Origin of the sequence: Streptomyces sp. cf386 (genome assembly GCF_900103585.1) — a bacterium.
In the GTDB taxonomy this organism is placed as follows: Bacteria; Actinomycetota; Actinomycetes; order Streptomycetales; family Streptomycetaceae; genus Streptomyces.
This window is the reverse complement of record NZ_FNHV01000024.1, coordinates 120,433-136,273: the sequence shown is the minus strand read 5'-3', so window position 1 is coordinate 136,273 and position 15,841 is coordinate 120,433. Positions and strand designations below refer to the sequence as shown.

The 15,841-nt window shown below is 70.4% G+C and carries 14 protein-coding genes; 8 read left to right on the top strand and 6 right to left on the bottom strand.

The genetic code is table 11. From position 1 onward, the window contains the following. The coding region (locus BLU79_RS40740) for a homocysteine S-methyltransferase family protein (protein WP_177001364.1) at window positions 1-1,663 on the bottom strand (1,663 nt) is incomplete at its 3' end. 304 nt (window positions 1,664-1,967) lie between these two features. On the opposite strand from BLU79_RS40740, the gene BLU79_RS40735 reads away from it, so the two are divergent. From BLU79_RS40735 to BLU79_RS40720, 4 genes are all read left to right on the top strand, one after another. After that, complete coding sequence (locus BLU79_RS40735; protein WP_093911086.1) at window positions 1,968-2,732, top strand: IclR family transcriptional regulator; 765 nt, start codon at window positions 1,968-1,970, stop codon at window positions 2,730-2,732. A gap of 319 nt (window positions 2,733-3,051) precedes the next feature. Further along, on the top strand, window positions 3,052-3,846 hold the full coding sequence (locus tag BLU79_RS40730) for an MIP/aquaporin family protein (protein ID WP_093911085.1): 795 nt from the start codon (window positions 3,052-3,054) through the stop codon (window positions 3,844-3,846). 97 nt (window positions 3,847-3,943) lie between these two features. Further along, window positions 3,944-5,485 carry a glycerol kinase GlpK gene (gene glpK, locus BLU79_RS40725; protein ID WP_093911084.1) on the top strand — a complete coding sequence of 514 codons (1,542 nt, stop codon included), beginning with the start codon at window positions 3,944-3,946 and terminating at the stop codon, window positions 5,483-5,485. Between the two features lie 49 nt (window positions 5,486-5,534). After that, window positions 5,535-7,151: a glycerol-3-phosphate dehydrogenase/oxidase gene (locus tag BLU79_RS40720; RefSeq protein ID WP_093911083.1), complete on the top strand. Its 1,617-nt coding sequence runs from the start codon at window positions 5,535-5,537 to the stop codon at window positions 7,149-7,151. A 226-nt stretch (window positions 7,152-7,377) separates the two neighbouring features. Here BLU79_RS40720 and mtnK read toward each other — a convergent pair whose 3' ends face one another. The 4 genes from mtnK to BLU79_RS40700 are packed head-to-tail and all read right to left on the bottom strand — an operon-like array spanning window position 7,378 to window position 12,294. Further along, entirely contained in the window at window positions 7,378-8,547 is a 1,170-nt protein-coding gene (mtnK, locus tag BLU79_RS40715; RefSeq protein WP_093911082.1) for an S-methyl-5-thioribose kinase, read from the bottom strand. Window positions 8,548-8,569: 22 nt separating this feature from the next. Then, window positions 8,570-9,616 carry an ABC transporter permease gene (locus tag BLU79_RS40710; protein ID WP_093911081.1) on the bottom strand — a complete coding sequence of 349 codons (1,047 nt, stop codon included), beginning with the start codon at window positions 9,614-9,616 and terminating at the stop codon, window positions 8,570-8,572. 37 nt (window positions 9,617-9,653) lie between these two features. After that, window positions 9,654-11,210 carry a sugar ABC transporter ATP-binding protein gene (locus BLU79_RS40705; protein WP_093911080.1) on the bottom strand — a complete coding sequence of 519 codons (1,557 nt, stop codon included), beginning with the start codon at window positions 11,208-11,210 and terminating at the stop codon, window positions 9,654-9,656. Next, on the bottom strand, window positions 11,197-12,294 hold the full coding sequence (locus BLU79_RS40700; protein WP_093911079.1) for a substrate-binding domain-containing protein: 1,098 nt from the start codon (window positions 12,292-12,294) through the stop codon (window positions 11,197-11,199). The genes BLU79_RS40705 and BLU79_RS40700 overlap by 14 nt, the downstream gene beginning before the upstream one ends. On the opposite strand from BLU79_RS40700, the gene BLU79_RS48450 reads away from it, so the two are divergent. The 4 genes from BLU79_RS48450 to mtnB all read left to right on the top strand — a co-directional run bounded on the left by BLU79_RS48450 (window position 12,293) and on the right by mtnB (window position 14,797). Then, complete coding sequence (locus BLU79_RS48450) at window positions 12,293-12,439, top strand: hypothetical protein (RefSeq protein WP_177001363.1); 147 nt, start codon at window positions 12,293-12,295, stop codon at window positions 12,437-12,439. The two genes, BLU79_RS40700 and BLU79_RS48450, sit on opposite strands and share 2 nt — an antisense overlap. Before the next feature lie 422 nt (window positions 12,440-12,861). Further along, window positions 12,862-13,461, top strand: coding sequence for a 1,2-dihydroxy-3-keto-5-methylthiopentene dioxygenase (locus tag BLU79_RS40695; RefSeq protein WP_093911078.1), 600 nt, complete (start codon window positions 12,862-12,864; stop codon window positions 13,459-13,461). Then, window positions 13,458-14,192 (top strand): acireductone synthase, encoded by a 735-nt coding sequence (gene mtnC, locus BLU79_RS40690; RefSeq protein ID WP_177001362.1) that lies wholly within the window; start codon window positions 13,458-13,460, stop codon window positions 14,190-14,192. The genes BLU79_RS40695 and mtnC overlap by 4 nt, the downstream gene beginning before the upstream one ends. Beyond that, window positions 14,189-14,797, top strand: a complete 609-nt coding sequence (gene mtnB / locus BLU79_RS40685) for a methylthioribulose 1-phosphate dehydratase (RefSeq protein ID WP_093911077.1) — start codon at window positions 14,189-14,191, stop codon at window positions 14,795-14,797. The genes mtnC and mtnB overlap by 4 nt, the downstream gene beginning before the upstream one ends. On the opposite strand, the gene BLU79_RS40680 is transcribed toward mtnB, so the two are convergent. Continuing rightward, window positions 14,794-15,840, bottom strand: coding sequence for a TIGR03620 family F420-dependent LLM class oxidoreductase (locus BLU79_RS40680; RefSeq protein WP_218137825.1), 1,047 nt, complete (start codon window positions 15,838-15,840; stop codon window positions 14,794-14,796). The two genes, mtnB and BLU79_RS40680, sit on opposite strands and share 4 nt — an antisense overlap. Window position 15,841 lies beyond the last annotated feature (1 nt).

Sequence of the window (15,841 nt, the reverse complement as noted above, 5' to 3'; positions counted from 1 at the left end):
CGAGGGTGGTCTGGACGTCGGGGTGGCGGCGCTTGAGCTCGCGGATCGCCTCGATGGTGGCGATACCGTCCCCGCGGGACTCCTCCTGACCGGTGCAGATGGTGAAGGTCAGGGTGTCGATGAGGATGTCCGACTCGTGGATGCCCCAGGTGCCGGTGAGGTCGTCGATGAGCCGCTCCGCGATCTCGACCTTCTTCTGCGGGGTGCGGGCCTGGCCCTCCTCGTCGATGGTCAGCGCGATCAGCGCCGCGCCGTGCTCCTGGGCCAGCCGGGTGACCTGCGCGAAGCGGGAGCCGGGGCCGTCTCCGTCCTCGTAGTTCACCGAGTTGATGACCGCACGCCCGCCGAGCTTTTCCAGGCCGGCCCGGATGACGTCGACCTCGGTGGAGTCCAGCACGATCGGCAAAGTGGACGCGGTCGCGAAACGCCCCGCCAGCTCCTCCATGTCCGCCACACCGTCGCGGCCGACGTAGTCCACGCACAGGTCCAGCATGTGCGCGCCCTCACGGATCTGGTCGCGGGCCATCTCCACACAGTCGTCCCAGCGCGCCTCCAGCATCGCCTCACGGAACTTCTTCGACCCGTTCGCGTTCGTCCGCTCACCGATCGCCATGTACGCGGTGTCCTGACGGAACGGCACCGTCTGATAGAGCGAGGCCGCACCCGGCTCCGGACGCGGATCACGCTCGGACGGGGTGAGGTCGCGGACACGGTCGACGACCTGGCGCAGGTGTTCGGGGGTCGTCCCGCAGCAGCCGCCGATCAGGGAGAGGCCGTACTCGCGGACGAAGTTCTCCTGGGCGTCGGCCAGCTCCGGTGCGGTCAGCGGGTAGTGCGCGCCGTCCTTGGTCAGCACCGGCAGGCCCGCGTTCGGCATGCAGGACAGCTGGATGCGGGAGTGGCGGGCGAGGTAGCGCAGGTGCTCGCTCATCTCGGCCGGGCCGGTCGCGCAGTTCAGGCCGATCATGTCGATGCCGAGCGGCTCCAGCGCGGTCAGCGCGGCACCGATCTCCGAGCCGAGCAGCATCGTGCCGGTCGTCTCCACGGTGACCGACACGATCAGCGGGACGTCGTACCCGGCCGTTTCCATCGCCCGGCGGGCGGCGAGGACGGAGGCCTTGGTCTGCAGCAGGTCCTGGGTGGTCTCCACCAGGAGCGCGTCGGCGCCGCCGGCCAGCAGGCCCTCGGCGTTCTGCTGGTAGGCGTCGCGGATGGCGCCGAAGGTGGTGTGGCCGAGGGTGGGCAGCTTGGTGCCCGGGCCGATGGAGCCGAGGACCCAGCGCTGCCGGCCGTCGCGGGCGGCGTACTCATCGGCCGTCTCGCGGGCGATACGGGCGCCGGACTCGGACAGTTCGTGCACACGCTCGGGGATGTCGTACTCGCCCAGGGCGGTGAGGTTCGCGCCGAAGGTGTTCGTCTCGACGCAGTCGACGCCCGCGTCGAAGTACGCGGAGTGCACCGAGCGGACGATGTCCGGGCGGGTCACGTTCAGGACCTCGTTGCAGCCCTCGAGCTGCTGGAAGTCCTCCAGTGTGGGCTCCTGTGCCTGGAGCATGGTGCCCATCGCTCCGTCGGCGACCACCACACGGGTGGCGAGCGCCTCGCGGAGGGCGGACGCGCGGGTCCGGCTGTCGGCGGAAGGGGTCGTTGGCAACGAGGCCATGTAAGGGCTCCCTGGAGTGCGACGGCTGTCGGCTTTGCGCCCTCGTGGGACTTTCCACAGCGGGCGCACGCCGTCAGGGTAGCCGGGACCGCTCTCGGATGGTCAGGGGCGTCCACGAGGCGGGACGGAGAGGGGCGAGGATGTCCGGTGGACCGACTGCCGGATACGGGTGACACAACAGCAGCGGACGAATGCCGACGGACCATTAGCGGGAGGTCGGCATCGACCGGTAGTGTTCGACATTGCCGAACGGCGGCAGCGACGTCGCGGGTCGACGGTCGAAGGGGACGGAGGCAGCACGGCGATGGCACGGAACATCCAGTCGCTCGAACGGGCGGCCGCGATGCTGCGGCTCCTCGCGGGCGGCGAGCGACGCCTCGGCCTGTCGGACATCGCCTCCTCGCTGGGCCTCGCCAAGGGCACGGCCCACGGGATACTGCGCACCCTCCAGCAGGAGGGCTTCGTCGAGCAGGACGACGCCTCAGGGCGCTACCAACTGGGCGCCGAGCTGCTGCGCCTGGGCACCACCTATCTGGACGTGCACGAGCTGCGGGCGCGCGCCCTGGTGTGGACGGACGACCTGGCCCGCTCCAGCGGGGAGAGCGTCTACCTGGGCGTCCTGCACCAGCAGGGCGTGCTGATCGTCCACCACGTCTTCCGCCCCGACGACAGCCGGCAGGTGCTGGAGATCGGGGCCATGCAGCCGCTGCACTCCACGGCCCTGGGCAAGGTCCTGTCGGCGTACGACCCGGTCGCGCACAGCGAGGCGATCGAGGCCGACCGCAAGGCCTTCACGGACCGGACCGTGTGCGAGCTGGACGCCTTCGAGCACATCCTCGACATGACACGCGCGCGTGGCTACGCCGCCGACGTCGAGGAGACCTGGGAGGGCGTCGCCTCGGTCGCCGCCCCCATCCACGACCGGCGCCGCATGCCGGTGGGCGCGGTCGGTATCACCGGCGCCGTGGAGCGGCTGGGCCGGGACGGCGAGCTGCGTCATGAGCTGATCGCGGCGGTACGGGACTGTGCCCGCGCGGTGTCGCGGGATCTGGGCGCCGGGCGGTTCTGAGGGCCCTCACGGGACGAAAGCGGTTGCCGGGACGTCGTGGACGTTCCGGCCTTCTTCATGGGTCGGCGAAGTCGTAGCCATGTCGATAAAGCAACACATCCGACAACGATCGCGCATTCAACGACACGACTCTTGACGCGCACGTCACACCGGGGCAAGACTCCCGTCCATCGGTCGGCATTGTCGAACACCTACCGGCAATACGCGCTAGAGTGTGACAACGCCAAGGACCGTCATCGCCCTCACCCCCGAGGGCAACGCGAACCACCGGTGGGACCCGGGGTTCGGCTTCCCTGGACGAAGGACAAAGGAGTCGCGGGTGTCCAGCTCCGACATCTTCATCGGCGAGACCATCGGTACCGCCATACTCATCCTGCTCGGCGGGGGCGTCTGCGCCGCCGTCACGCTGAAGGCCTCCAAGGCTCGCAACGCCGGCTGGCTCGCCATCACCTTCGGGTGGGGCTTCGCAGTGCTCACGGCGGTCTACACCTCGGCGCCGCTGTCCGGTGCCCACCTGAACCCGGCCGTGACGGTCGCTCTCGCGATCAAGGACAACGACTGGAGCAACGTTCCGACGTACTTCGCCGGACAGTTCCTCGGCGCCATGATCGGTGCCGCTCTGGTCTGGGTCGCCTACTACGGCCAGTTCCACGCGCACCTCACCGACAAGGAGATCGTCGGCGGTCCGGGCGCGCAGGCCACGGCGGCCAAGGCCGTCGAGGCACAGGAGAAGGGCGCCGGCCCGGTCCTGGGCATCTTCTCCACCGGTCCCGAGATCCGGAACGTGGTTCAGAACCTCGCCACGGAGATCATCGGCACCGTTGTGCTGGTCCTCGCGGTTCTCACCCAGGGCCTGAACGACAGTGGCAAGGGCCTGGGCACCCTGGGCGCCCTGATCACCGCGCTCGTCGTCGTCTCGATCGGTCTGTCCCTCGGCGGCCCGACCGGTTATGCGATCAACCCGGCCCGTGACCTCGGTCCGCGTATCGTGCACGCCCTTCTGCCCCTGCCCAACAAGGGCGGCTCCGACTGGGGCTACGCCTGGATCCCGGTGGTCGGTCCGCTGATCGGCGGCGCCATCGCTGCAGGCATCTACAACGTCGCTTTTGCTTAGGAGAACCGAGCTTCACCCGTTTGAGTGAGAAGCACCGAAACTCTCAGCACGCGCCGTACGTAAAGCCCCATAAACCCGGAACTTCCAGGAGCACACAGTGACCGACGCGCACACCGCCGGCCCCTTCATCGCAGCCATCGACCAGGGCACGACCTCTTCCCGCTGTATCGTCTTCGACCGCGACGGACGCATCGTCTCCGTCGACCAGAAGGAGCACGAGCAGATCTTCCCGAAGCCGGGCTGGGTCGAGCACAACGCCAACGAGATCTGGACCAACGTCCAGGAGGTCGTCGCCGGAGCCATCCAGAAGGCCGGCATCACCCGCGACGACATCAAGGCCATCGGCATCACCAACCAGCGCGAGACGACCGTGCTGTGGGACAAGAACACCGGTGAGCCCGTCCACAACGCCATCGTCTGGCAGGACACCCGCACCGACGCCCTGTGCAAGGAGCTCGGTCGCAACGTCGGCCAGGACCGCTTCCGCCGCGAGACCGGTCTGCCGCTGGCCTCCTACTTCGCCGGTCCGAAGGCCCGCTGGCTGCTGGACAACGTCGAGGGCCTCAAGGAGCGCGCCGAGGCCGGCGACATCCTCTTCGGCACCATGGACACCTGGGTCATCTGGAACCTGACCGGTGGTGCCAACGGCGGCAAGCACGTCACCGACGTCACCAACGCGTCCCGCACCATGCTGATGAACCTGCACACCATGGAGTGGGACGACAAGATCGCCGAGTCGATCGGCGTGCCGCTGCAGATCCTGCCGGAGATCCGGTCCTCCGCCGAGGTCTACGGCGAGGTCACCGGCGGCAAGCTGGGCGACCTGCTCGGCGGCATCCCGGTCGCCTCGGCGCTCGGCGACCAGCAGGCGGCCCTGTTCGGCCAGACCTGTTTCTCCGAGGGCGAGGTCAAGTCGACGTACGGCACCGGCACCTTCATGGTGATGAACACCGGTGACAAGATCATCAACTCGTACGCGGGCCTGCTGACCACGGTCGGCTACAAGATCGGCGACCAGCCGACGGTGTACGCCCTGGAGGGCTCGATCGCCGTCACCGGCTCGCTGGTGCAGTGGATGCGCGACCAGATGGGCCTGATCTCCACCGCCGCCGAGATCGAGACGCTCGCGCTCTCGGTCGAGGACAACGGCGGCGCCTACTTCGTGCCGGCCTTCTCCGGTCTGTTCGCCCCGCACTGGCGCTCCGACGCCCGCGGCGTGATCGCCGGCCTGACCCGGTACGTCACCAAGGCGCACCTCGCGCGTGCCGTCCTGGAGGCGACCGCGTGGCAGACGCGGGAGATCGCCGACGCCATGGTCAAGGACTCCGGCGACGAGCTGGTGGCCCTGAAGGTCGACGGCGGCATGACCTCCAACAACCTGCTGATGCAGACCCTCTCGGACGTCCTGGACGCACCCGTGGTGCGCCCGATGGTCGCCGAGACCACCTGCCTCGGCGCCGCCTACGCCGCCGGTCTCGCCGTCGGCTTCTGGTCCGGTACCGACGAACTGCGCTCCAACTGGCGCCGGGCCGCCGAGTGGACCCCCCACATGGACGCGGAGACCCGCGACCGTGAGTACAAGAACTGGCTCAAGGCCGTCGAGCGGACCATGGGCTGGATCGAGGACGACGAGAGCTGACCACAGCCGTCGCCAGCTCTCGAACTCTGATGAGGAGTAAGAACCCGAAATGACCAGTCAGACCACCCTGCAGTCCGTGCCTGCCCTCGGTACGCGCCCGGCCTCCGGCTCCAACCCGAGCCGCGCCGAGACCCGGGAGCAGCTCGCCAAGGCGTCGTACGACCTTCTCGTGATCGGCGGCGGCATCCTGGGCATCTCCACCGCCTGGCACGCCGCGCAGTCCGGCCTCAGGGTGGCTCTGGTCGACGCCGGTGACTTCGCCGGCGCCACCTCCTCCGCCTCCTCCAAGCTGCTCCACGGCGGTCTGCGCTACCTGCAGACCGGCGCGGTGAAGCTGGTGGCGGAGAACCACTTCGAGCGCCGTGCGGTCTCCCGCCAGGTGGCCCCTCACCTGGCGAACCCGCTCACCTTCTACCTCCCCGTGTACAAGGGCGGTCCGCACGGCGCCGCGAAGCTCGGGGCGGGCGTCTTCGCCTACTCCGCGCTGTCCGCCTTCGGCGACGGTGTCGGTCACCTCCTGTCCCCCGCCAAGGCGGCGCAGGACGTGCCGGAGCTGCGCACCGACAACCTCAAGGCCGTGGCCGTGTACGGCGACGACCAGATGAACGACGCGCGCATGGCGCTGATGACGGTCCGCGGGGCCGTCGAGGCGGGCGCGGTCGTGCTCAACCACGCCGAGGTCACCGGCCTGCGCTTCACCAAGGGCCGGGTGACCGGCGCGGACCTCAAGGACCGCCTGTCCGGTGACGAGTTCGGGGTCAACGCCCGGCTCGTGCTCAACGCGACCGGTCCCTGGGTCGACCACCTGCGCAAGATGGAGGACCCGAACGCCGCGCCGTCGATCCGGCTGTCGAAGGGCGCGCACCTGGTCCTGAAGCGGACCGCGCCCTGGAAGGCCGCGCTCGCGACCCCGATCGACAAGTACCGCATCACGTTCGCCCTGCCCTGGGAGGACATGCTGCTGCTGGGCACCACGGACGAGGAGTTCGAGGGCGACCCGGCGGACGTCTCGGTCACCGAGAAGGACACGGCCCAGATACTCGACGAGGCCGCGTTCTCCATCCGGGACCACCAGCTGGACCGGGACCTCATCACGTACGCCTTCGCCGGTCTGCGGGTGCTGCCGGGCGGCCCCGGCGACACCGCGAAGGCCAAGCGCGAGACGGTCGTGACCGAGGGCACGGGCGGCATGCTGTCCGTCGCGGGCGGCAAGTGGACGACCTTCCGGCACATCGGCCGCACGATCATGAAGAAGCTGGAGGCGCTGCCGGGCCACCCGCTCGGCGACGACTTCGAGCCCATCTCCTCCCTTCCGAAGAAGCTGCCGCTGCCGGGCATCGCCAACCCGCGCGCGGTCGCCCACCGGCTGCTCACCGACCGCCCGGCGCCGGGCCCGCGCATGGCGGCCGACACGGCGAAGCACCTGGCGACCCACTACGGCTCCCTGGCCTTCGACATCGCCCGCATCGCCAACGAGAACCCGGAGCTGGGCGAGCGTGTCCACCCGGACGCGCCGGAGATCTGGGCCCAGGTCGTCTACGCCCGCGACAACGAGTGGGCCGAGACGCCGGACGACGTGCTGCGTCGCCGTACGACGCTGACGATCCGGGGCCTGGCCTCGGACGACGTCCGCGCGAAGGTCCAGGACCTGCTCGACAAGAAGTGACCTCGAAAGCGCCGAGGGAGGTTTTCGCCGGATGAGCCTCCCGCGGCGCAGGGTTCGGCCACTCCCCTGACCGGGCCGGACCGCACGAGGGCGGCCCCATCCGCACCGGGGCCGGCCACCACCGGAAGGGGCGGCTCCATGCCGACGGAGCCGCCCCTTTCGTATGCGGTGGTTGTATGTCGTCTGCGGGTGCGTGGGGTTGCTCGCGCAGTTCCCCGCGCCCCTATCAGGTTGGCTGCACTACCGCCCTTACAGCGTTCGGGGCGTTCAACTCATCCCGGCGGACGATCAGTTCGCGGCCGATCAGCAGCGCCCTCCGGGACGCCGGCACCGGGTCCTCAAGCGTCGTCAGGTCGGTCAGATGGGCGAAGCCGATGATGCGGCGGACGATCTCCGTGCCCGCGAAGCCCAGCGACTCCGTCCACACGCGGCGCAGGAAGCGGTCGAGGTAGGCGTCGTCGAAGAAGGTGTCGACGCGGGTCGTCCACAGCCGCCGGAACTCCGTCTCGAACGCCTCCCAGGAGAGTGCGAGCTGGTCGCCGTGGTCGCTCAACGCCCCCAGGGCACGCGCCCGCTCCTCCGACACCAGCGCGTTGGCCCAGTACAGGCCGAGGTCGTAGCCGATCGGGCCGACGAAGGAGAACTCCGGGTCGAAGACCCGGACCACGGGGGCGTCTTCGCGCTCACCGACCATGACGCTGCCGGTGTGCAGGTCGCCGTGGAGGAGGGCCTGGGCGCTGGTCATGAAGGTGTGGCGGAGGTCGGCGACCTCGGTGCGGAGGCGGGCGTCGGCGCGGAACTCCGCCGCCAGGTCGTCCAGGCCCTCGTGCCAGTGGTTGTGCTCGTGCTCGATATACGGCTCGGACAGGACCACGTCCTCGGTGATCTTGCACAGCTCGGGGCTGACCGAGGCGGCGATCAGGGCCTTGCGGTCGGCCGACGGCATGCCGAAATCGCTGGTGGCGAAGGAGAGCTGGGCGACGAACTCGCCGATTCCCGCCGAGGTGTGGGGGCCGTACGACGCGCCGTCGTTCAGCAGGGTCCGCAGCACTTCCAGGTCGGACATGTCCTCCATGACGAGGGCGTAGTTCTCGGGGTCGTAGCCGTGGATCGCCGGGATCTTGTCCGGGGCGACCTTGGCGACCTGCTCGTAGGCCCGGGCCTCGGCGTCGGCGCGGTCGGGGTTCATCGGCCAGGACGGCCCGGCGACGCGGACCCACGGCAGGGCCTGCTTGAGGGCGAGGCTGCGGGTGCCGTCGGCGGACGACGCGAGGAAGACGCGGTTCATGTTGCCGTCCGACACCTCGCGCACCCGGATGTCGTCCAGGTCCGCCCAGTGGCCTCGCTCGTGCAGGTAGCCGGGGATGTCGTCGGTCTCCAGGATGCGGTAGCCCATCGCGGTAACTCCTCGAACTTCCTTATGCGCTACGGCGCTTGGACAGGGTGAAGCTGAAGACCAGGGCGAGGATGAGGACCGCGCCCTCGACCACGTCCTGGGTGTAGTAGGGCAGGCCCTTGATGGTCAGGCCGGTGGTGATGATGCCGATCAGCACCGCGCCGAGGGCCGTGCCCCACACGTTCGGGCGGCCCCGGCCCAGGACGGACGTGCCGACGAGGGCCACCGCGACCGCCTCCAGCAGCTGCGAGGTGCCGGCGGACACATCGCCCTGACCGATGCGGGACGCCAGGATCAGGCCGCCGATCGAGGCGAGGACGCCGGAGAGGACGTAGGCGAGGGCGCGGTAGGCGCCGACGCGGATGCCGGCCAGGCGGGCGGCCTCGGGGTTGGCGCCGATGGCGTACAGGACGCGGCCCCAGCGGGTGCGGGCGAGGAAGACCCAGGCGACGACGGTCAGCGCGCCGAAGATCAGGACGGAGATCGGGATGCCGAGGATGGTGCCGCGGTCGATGCGCAGGAAGCCGTCGGTGAACCTGCCGGGCGCGGTGGTGCCGTCGGACATCGTCATGCCGGGGGTGATGGACTGGCCGTCGACCAGGATGAGCTTGGCGCCCTGGATGACGAACATGGTGCCGAGGGTGGCCAGCATGTCGGGGATTCTCAGGACGACGATCAGCAAGGCGTTCAGCAGGCCGGCCAGCGCGCCCGCCGCGATCACCGCGAGGATCGCTACGGTGCCGACCTGGTTGAGGACGACCATGGTGTGCGCGGCGACCGAGACACCGAGTCCGGCCACCGCTCCGACGGACATGTCCATTCCGCCGACGGCCATGGTGAGGGTGACGCCGAGGCCGAGGATGGCGGCGACGGAGACGTAGCGGAGGGTGTCGAGGAGGGTCGCCGACTCGCGGAACGAGCCCTCGCTCAGCGCGAAGTACAGGAAGAGCGCGACCGTGACGAAGATGAACCCGTACTTGATGACGGCGTTCTGGACGCGCACGGCGGTGGAGGTCGCGGGCGGGATCGCCGCCTTGGCGGGGACCTCGGTGCTCTGGGTGGTGGTCATGGGGTGCTTCCCTGGACTTCGTGGGGGCGGGCCGGCGTCAGACGGACGCCGAGATGGTCTGGATGACGCGGTCGCGTTCCGCGTCTTCGCCGTACGCGTCGAGGTGGACCTCGCCGGCGGCCAGCACGACGACCCGGTCGGCGACCTCCAGCACCTCGTCGACGTCGGCGGACAGGACGAGGACGGCGGCCCCCTCGGCGGCCAGCGCCCGGGCGCGGCGGCCGATGTCGCGGCGGGCGCCGATGTCCACACCCCGGAAGGGTTCGTCCAGGACGAGGACGCGAGGCTGCCGCGCGAGCCAGCGGCCGACGACCACCTTCTGCTGGTTGCCGCCGGACAGCTCCTCCACGGTGCTGTGCTCGTCGCGGGCGACCACGCCGAGTGCGTCGATGGTGTCGCGGCCGAGAGTGTCCTCCCTCGCCGTGTTGACGAGCCCGAGCCGGGACAGCGACTTCAGGAACGGCAGCGAGATGTTCTGGGCCAGCGACCAGCCGGGGACCAGGGCGTCGGCGTGCCGGTCCTCGGGGACCAGGTGCACGCCGGCCCGGATGGCGTCGGCGGGGCGGCGGGGCTCGTAGGGCCTGCCGTTCAGCTCGACGGCGCCCGCTGCGAAGGGCTCGGCGCCGAACAGGCCCCGGGCCAGCTCGGTCTTGCCCGCGCCCAGCAGGCCGACGACGCCGGTGACTTCACCGGCGCGCAGGTCGAGGTCCAGGGGTGCCCGGCCCTCGAAGAGCCGCACGCCGCGCAGCGACAGGGCGACATCCCCCTGCGCTTCGGCTCGCGCTTCCCCTTGCCCGCCCTCCCGGACCGGGCGTGCCGCCGTCGCCTCCTGCGCCTGGGCGAGCATCGCGCGCAGGGCGGCGTCCCAGTCGAAGGGCTTGGCCTGGTCCTCGGTGAGACGCCCGTCCCGCAGGACGACCAGCCGGTCCGCGAGGGCGTCGATCTCGCCGAGGCGGTGGGAGACGTAGAGCACCGCGATGCCGTCGTCCCGCATCCGCTCGACGAGCGCGAAGAGCCGCTCCGCCTCGGCAGCCGACAGCGCCGACGTCGGCTCGTCGAGGATCAGCAGCCGGGGGCGGGTGGCCAGGGCGCGGGCCAGGATCAGCAACTGGCGGTCGGACACGCCGAGTTCGGTGACGTCGGCGCGCAGCACCCCGTCGCTCCAGTCGAGGCCGAGGGCGGCCTGGATCTCGCGGGCGCGGGCGAGCACGCGGCGTCCGCCCAGGAAGGGGTTGCCGCGCTGCTGTGCCAGTTCCTCGAAGACGAGGTTCTCGGCGACCGTGAGGCCGGGGACGATGCCCTCGCCGATGCGCTGGTGCACCGTCTGGATGCCCAACTGGCGGGCGGCGAGCGGGGAGTGGAGAGCGGCGGGCTCCCCGGCGAGGCGCACCTCCCCGCTGTGGTCGGTGTGCACGCCCGACAGGATCTTGATCAGCGTGGACTTGCCGGCCCCGTTCGCGCCGAGCAGCGCGACCACGCTGCCCGGGGCGATGTCGAGCGAGACGGAGGCGAGGACCGTCTTGCCGCCGAAGGACTTGCCGACGTCCCGCAGACTGACGGCCGCCTGAGCACTGCTGGTGTCAGTGGGCGACATTCGCGATCCAGTCGGCGGTGCTGACGTCGGCCAGGTTCAGCGCCGGCAGCGCCTCGCGCAGCTGGTCCATGTTCTCGATCTTCTTCTCGCGCAGGAAGTCCTGGGTGATGGCGACGGCCGGGAACTCGACGGAGGTCTTGTTCAGTTGACCGGCCAGCTCCAGGGCGGCCGTACGGACGACGGCGGCGCCGACGGCGGACGGGTCGGTGCCGGCCGTGGCGACCCAGGGGCTGTCGGCGGCGGTCATGTTCTGGATGTCGGCGCCTGAGACGTCCGCGCCGAAGACCTTCACCTTGTCCTGGAGCTTCTTGTTCTGGACGGCGAGGACGGTGCCCTTGGCGAGCTCGTCGTAGGGCGCGAAGATGCCGGCGACGTCGGAGTGCTGGGTGAGGGCTGCGGACACCAGCGGCACGTTGTCGGTCGCGGTGGAGTCGGTCACCTTGCCGACCTTGAACTCCTGCTTCCAGCCCTGGGCGTCGACCGTCGACTTCCAGACGCTGTCGCGCTTGTCGAGGGCGGCGTATCCGGCGACGTTGACGTAGCCGACCTTGGCGTCCTTGCCTACCTGCTTCGCCATCACGTCGAGGACGGCCTGCGCCATGCTCGCGTCGTTCTGCTTGGTGCTGACGACGCCCTTGGTGGAGGTCTCGACGTCGTAGACGACGACCTTGATGCCCTTCTTCACGGCCTTGTCGATCTCGGGCTGGATAGTGGCCGGAAACCCGTGGTCGATGATGATGGCCTGCGCACCGGAGTTGATGGCCGAGGACAGGTCGGTGGCCTGCTTGGCGTTGTCGGCCTGGGCGTCGTACACCGTCAGGTCGATCCCGAGGGCCTTGGCCTGTGCCTTGGCGCCGTTGCCCCACTGCTCGAAGTAGTCGCCGGCGCCGCTCTGCCGGACCAGGGCCACCTTGACGGTGCCCTTGCTGAACGGTGCGGGCTTCTCGGCGGTGGCGGCCGAGGCCGAGGCGGCGGTGTTGCCGGAGTCCTTGGAGGCGTCCGTGGACTGGGAGCAGCCCGCGAGGAGGAGGGCGGAGACGGAGGCCAGGCTGAGCGCGGCAAGGGGCAGGCGGACACGGGACATGACGGAGCTCCAGGTGCGAGGAAAGGGCGGGGAGTTGCTCGACCCGGAGCTGGGGACACCGCTGCGCGAGCGGCCGGTGCGGCCGGTCGCGGCCCGCGCCGAGGCACGGCCGGTGGCGGGCGGCCCGCGAAAGGCGGGCGCGTGAGGCTCCGGATGAGGTCAGCGACAGCTGGTTGTGGTCGACCGGAGCAAGTCCACGTACAGCCGCCGCACGAGCAGCAGCGTCTTCATACGGAGATCATGGGAACGATTTCAGCCACGCGTCAAAGCGATGGAAGCGGTTTCTCACCACGTGAGACAACGACTACGTCACACCCTGTCGACACGGCGACGGAGTCTCGACGGAGTTACGATCACGGAACCGGCACCCCGAACCGGCACAGTGAGGCCCTGATGACGACTCCCCGCGCGACAGCGATGCGCATGCCCCGCATGCGGTGCTGTCCCGGCGCGCGGTGTCGTGGCTGACCGGCGCTGATCAGCCTTCCGCCACTGCGCCCTTCCCGCCTCCCCCTCCGGGTGCTTGTCTCGGTACCCGGCCCCCCTTCCAGCTCCAGGAGTTGCCCCATGACCCTGCTGACGACCTGGCCCGAGTCCGGACCGGAGACCGTGACCCGCCGCACCTCGGACCCCGCCGAGATCGCCGAGGCCCTGAAGCCGCTGGGCGTGCGCTACGAGCAGTGGCCGGTCCGCGAGGACGTGCCGTTCGACGCCGACAGCGACACCGTGTTCGCGGCGTACGGCCCGGAGATCGACCGGCTCAACGCCGAGGAGGGCTTCACCACCGTCGACGTTCTGGGCCTGCACCCCAGCGACGACCCGGAGTTCCCGGTGAAGGCGAAGGCGGCCCGCGAGAAGTTCCTCCAGGAGCACACGCACGACGACGATGACGAGGTCCGCTTCTTCGTCTCCGGCTCCGGCATCTTCTACCTCCACGTGAACGGCGAGGTGCACGCGGTCTTCTGCGAGAAGGGCGACCTGCTGGGCGTGCCGCGCGGCACGACGCACTGGTTCGACATGGGCACGAACCCGTCCTTCACCGCGATCCGCTTCTTCCACGAGGAGGACGGCTGGATCGGCAACTTCACCGGTTCCACCATCGCCTCCCGCTTCCCGGACTACGACACGATCGCGGCCGGCTACGAGGCCGACAAGGCGACCGCGTGAGCGTGCGGGACCTGACGTACGACGTGGACGCCGTGGTGCTCGACATCGAGGGCACCACGAGCGCCACCGGGTTCGTCGTCGACGTGCTGTACCCGTACTCGCGCGCTCGGTTCGGCGCGCTGCTGGCCGAGCGCGGCGGTGATGCGGAGGTGGCGCGGGCGGTCGCCCAGGTGCGGGAGCTGACGGGCGATCCGGAAGCCGACGCGGAGGCGGTCGAGAAGGCCTTGGGCGCCTGGCTGGACGAGGACCGCAAGGCCACCCCGCTGAAGACCCTCCAGGGCATCATCTGGTCCGAGGGCTTCGCCCGCGGCGACCTCGTGTCGCACTTCTACGACGACGTCGTACCGCGTCTGCGGGCGTGGCACACGGCAGGCGTACGGCTGTACGTCTACTCGTCCGGGTCGGTGGCGGCCCAGCGGGCATGGTTCACCAACAGCCCGGAGGGCGATCTGACGTCGCTCGTCTCGGGTCTGTACGACACCGAGAACGCGGGCCCCAAGCAGGAACCGGAGTCGTACCGCCGTATCGCGGAGTCGACCGGCATCGCGCCCGCCCGTCTCCTCTTCCTCTCCGACCGCCCCGGCGAGCTGGACGCGGCCCGCGCGGCGGGCTGGCGGACGGTCGGTGTCCGGCGGCCCGGGGAGCCGTACTACGAGCAGGGTGTCGGCGACCACGCGCAGGCGGGGACGTTCGACGAGATCACCATCACCACCTCCGGGAGCAGCACGTGACCGCCGAGATCAGCCAAGTCGACCTGGAGAAGGCGGGTGCGGTGCTGGCCGCCGAGTCCGCCCGGTTCGCTTCCTTCGGGTGGATGCGGGGCACCTCCGGCAATCTGTCCGTGGTGCTGTCCCGCGACCCGCTGCGGCTCGCGGTCACGGCCAGCGGCCACGACAAGGGCGAACTGACGCCCGCGGACGTCGTGCTGGTCGACGACCTGGGCGCCGCGGTGCACGGCGGCAAGCCGTCCGCCGAGGCGGAACTGCACGCGCGCGTGGCCGCGCTGACCGGTGCCGGGGCCGTGGTCCACGTCCACACGGTCGCGTCCGTGGCGATGGGGCGCCGCGAGCCCGGCGGCATCGTCTTCAAGGACGTGGAGATGCTCAAGGGCGTCGGCCAGCCGGCCCACGACGTGGAGGTGACCCTGCCGGTCATCGCCAACAGCCAGGACATGAAGGTCCTCGGCGACCGCCTGGAGGCCGCGCGCGACCCCCGTATGCCCGCGGTGGTCGTGGCCGGACACGGCCTGTACGTCTGGGGCGCCGACCCACGCCAGGCCCGGCACCACACCGAAGTGGTGGAGTGGCTGCTGGAGTTGGAGCTGGCTCAGCGCTAGGCGCTCCGCCAGAAGTGCCGCGATGTGCCGTCGTTCGGCTGCGGCGCCATCGTGGCTGGTCGCGCCCGCGCGGCGGAGCCGCATATCGACACAGCCCCGCGCCCCTTCGGGGCGCGGCCGAACCGCGGCCGGCTTTGCTCTACGCGTCCGGGCCGCCGCGCCCGAGCAGCGCCTCCCCCAGCCGCCGCCAGTGCGGCATCGCGGAACCCGCCCGGCTCCGTCCCGATGACCTGTACGGCGACTTGGTCGGCGCCCGCCTCGACGTGGGCGCGCAGCTTGTCCGCCACCGCGTCCACGTCCCCCCAGAACACGAGGTCGTCCACGAGCCGGTCGCTGCCGCCGTGCGCCATCTCGTCGTCCGAGTAGCCGAGACGGCGGAACTTGGCGATGTTGTACGGGGTGTTGAGGTAGGGGCCCAGGTGCTCGCGGGCCACGGCGCGGGCCTTGTCGGGGTCCGGCTCGAAGAGCACCGGGTGCTCGACGCCGAGGAACGCGTCGGGGCCGAGGATCTCCCTCGCCTGGGCGGTGTGGGCCGTGTTGACGTGGTAGGTGTGGGCGCCGGCGGAGCGGTCCCGGGCCAGGGCGAGCATCTTCGGGCCGTACGCGGCCAGGATGCGGCGGAGCGGGGTCTGCGGCGCCGGGTTGGGTGACTCCTTGGTGAGCGTGTCCAGTTCGTCGAGGTACTCGGCCATGGCGGCCAGGGGCTTGACCCCCGGGCGTCGTACGCCGCCGAATCCCAGGCCCAGGACATGCCGTCCCGGGTAGGCGTCGGCCAGCAGCACGCTCGCGGCGTGGGTCGCGCTCGCCTCCCGCTGCCAGATCTGCGCGATGCCGTTGACGACGTGCAGGCGCTCGGTACTGGAGAGCAGATACCCGGCCTGAGTGAGCGCCTCACGCCCGCCGACCTCGGGGAACCACACCGCCCGCCATCCCCGTTGTTCCAGCTCCTGCACGGAGTCACGCACCAAAGCGGCCGGCTGGTGCTCGAAGTCGAAGGTGTAGATGCCGAAGGTGCCCAGTTTCCGCATGCCCGGATTCTCCATG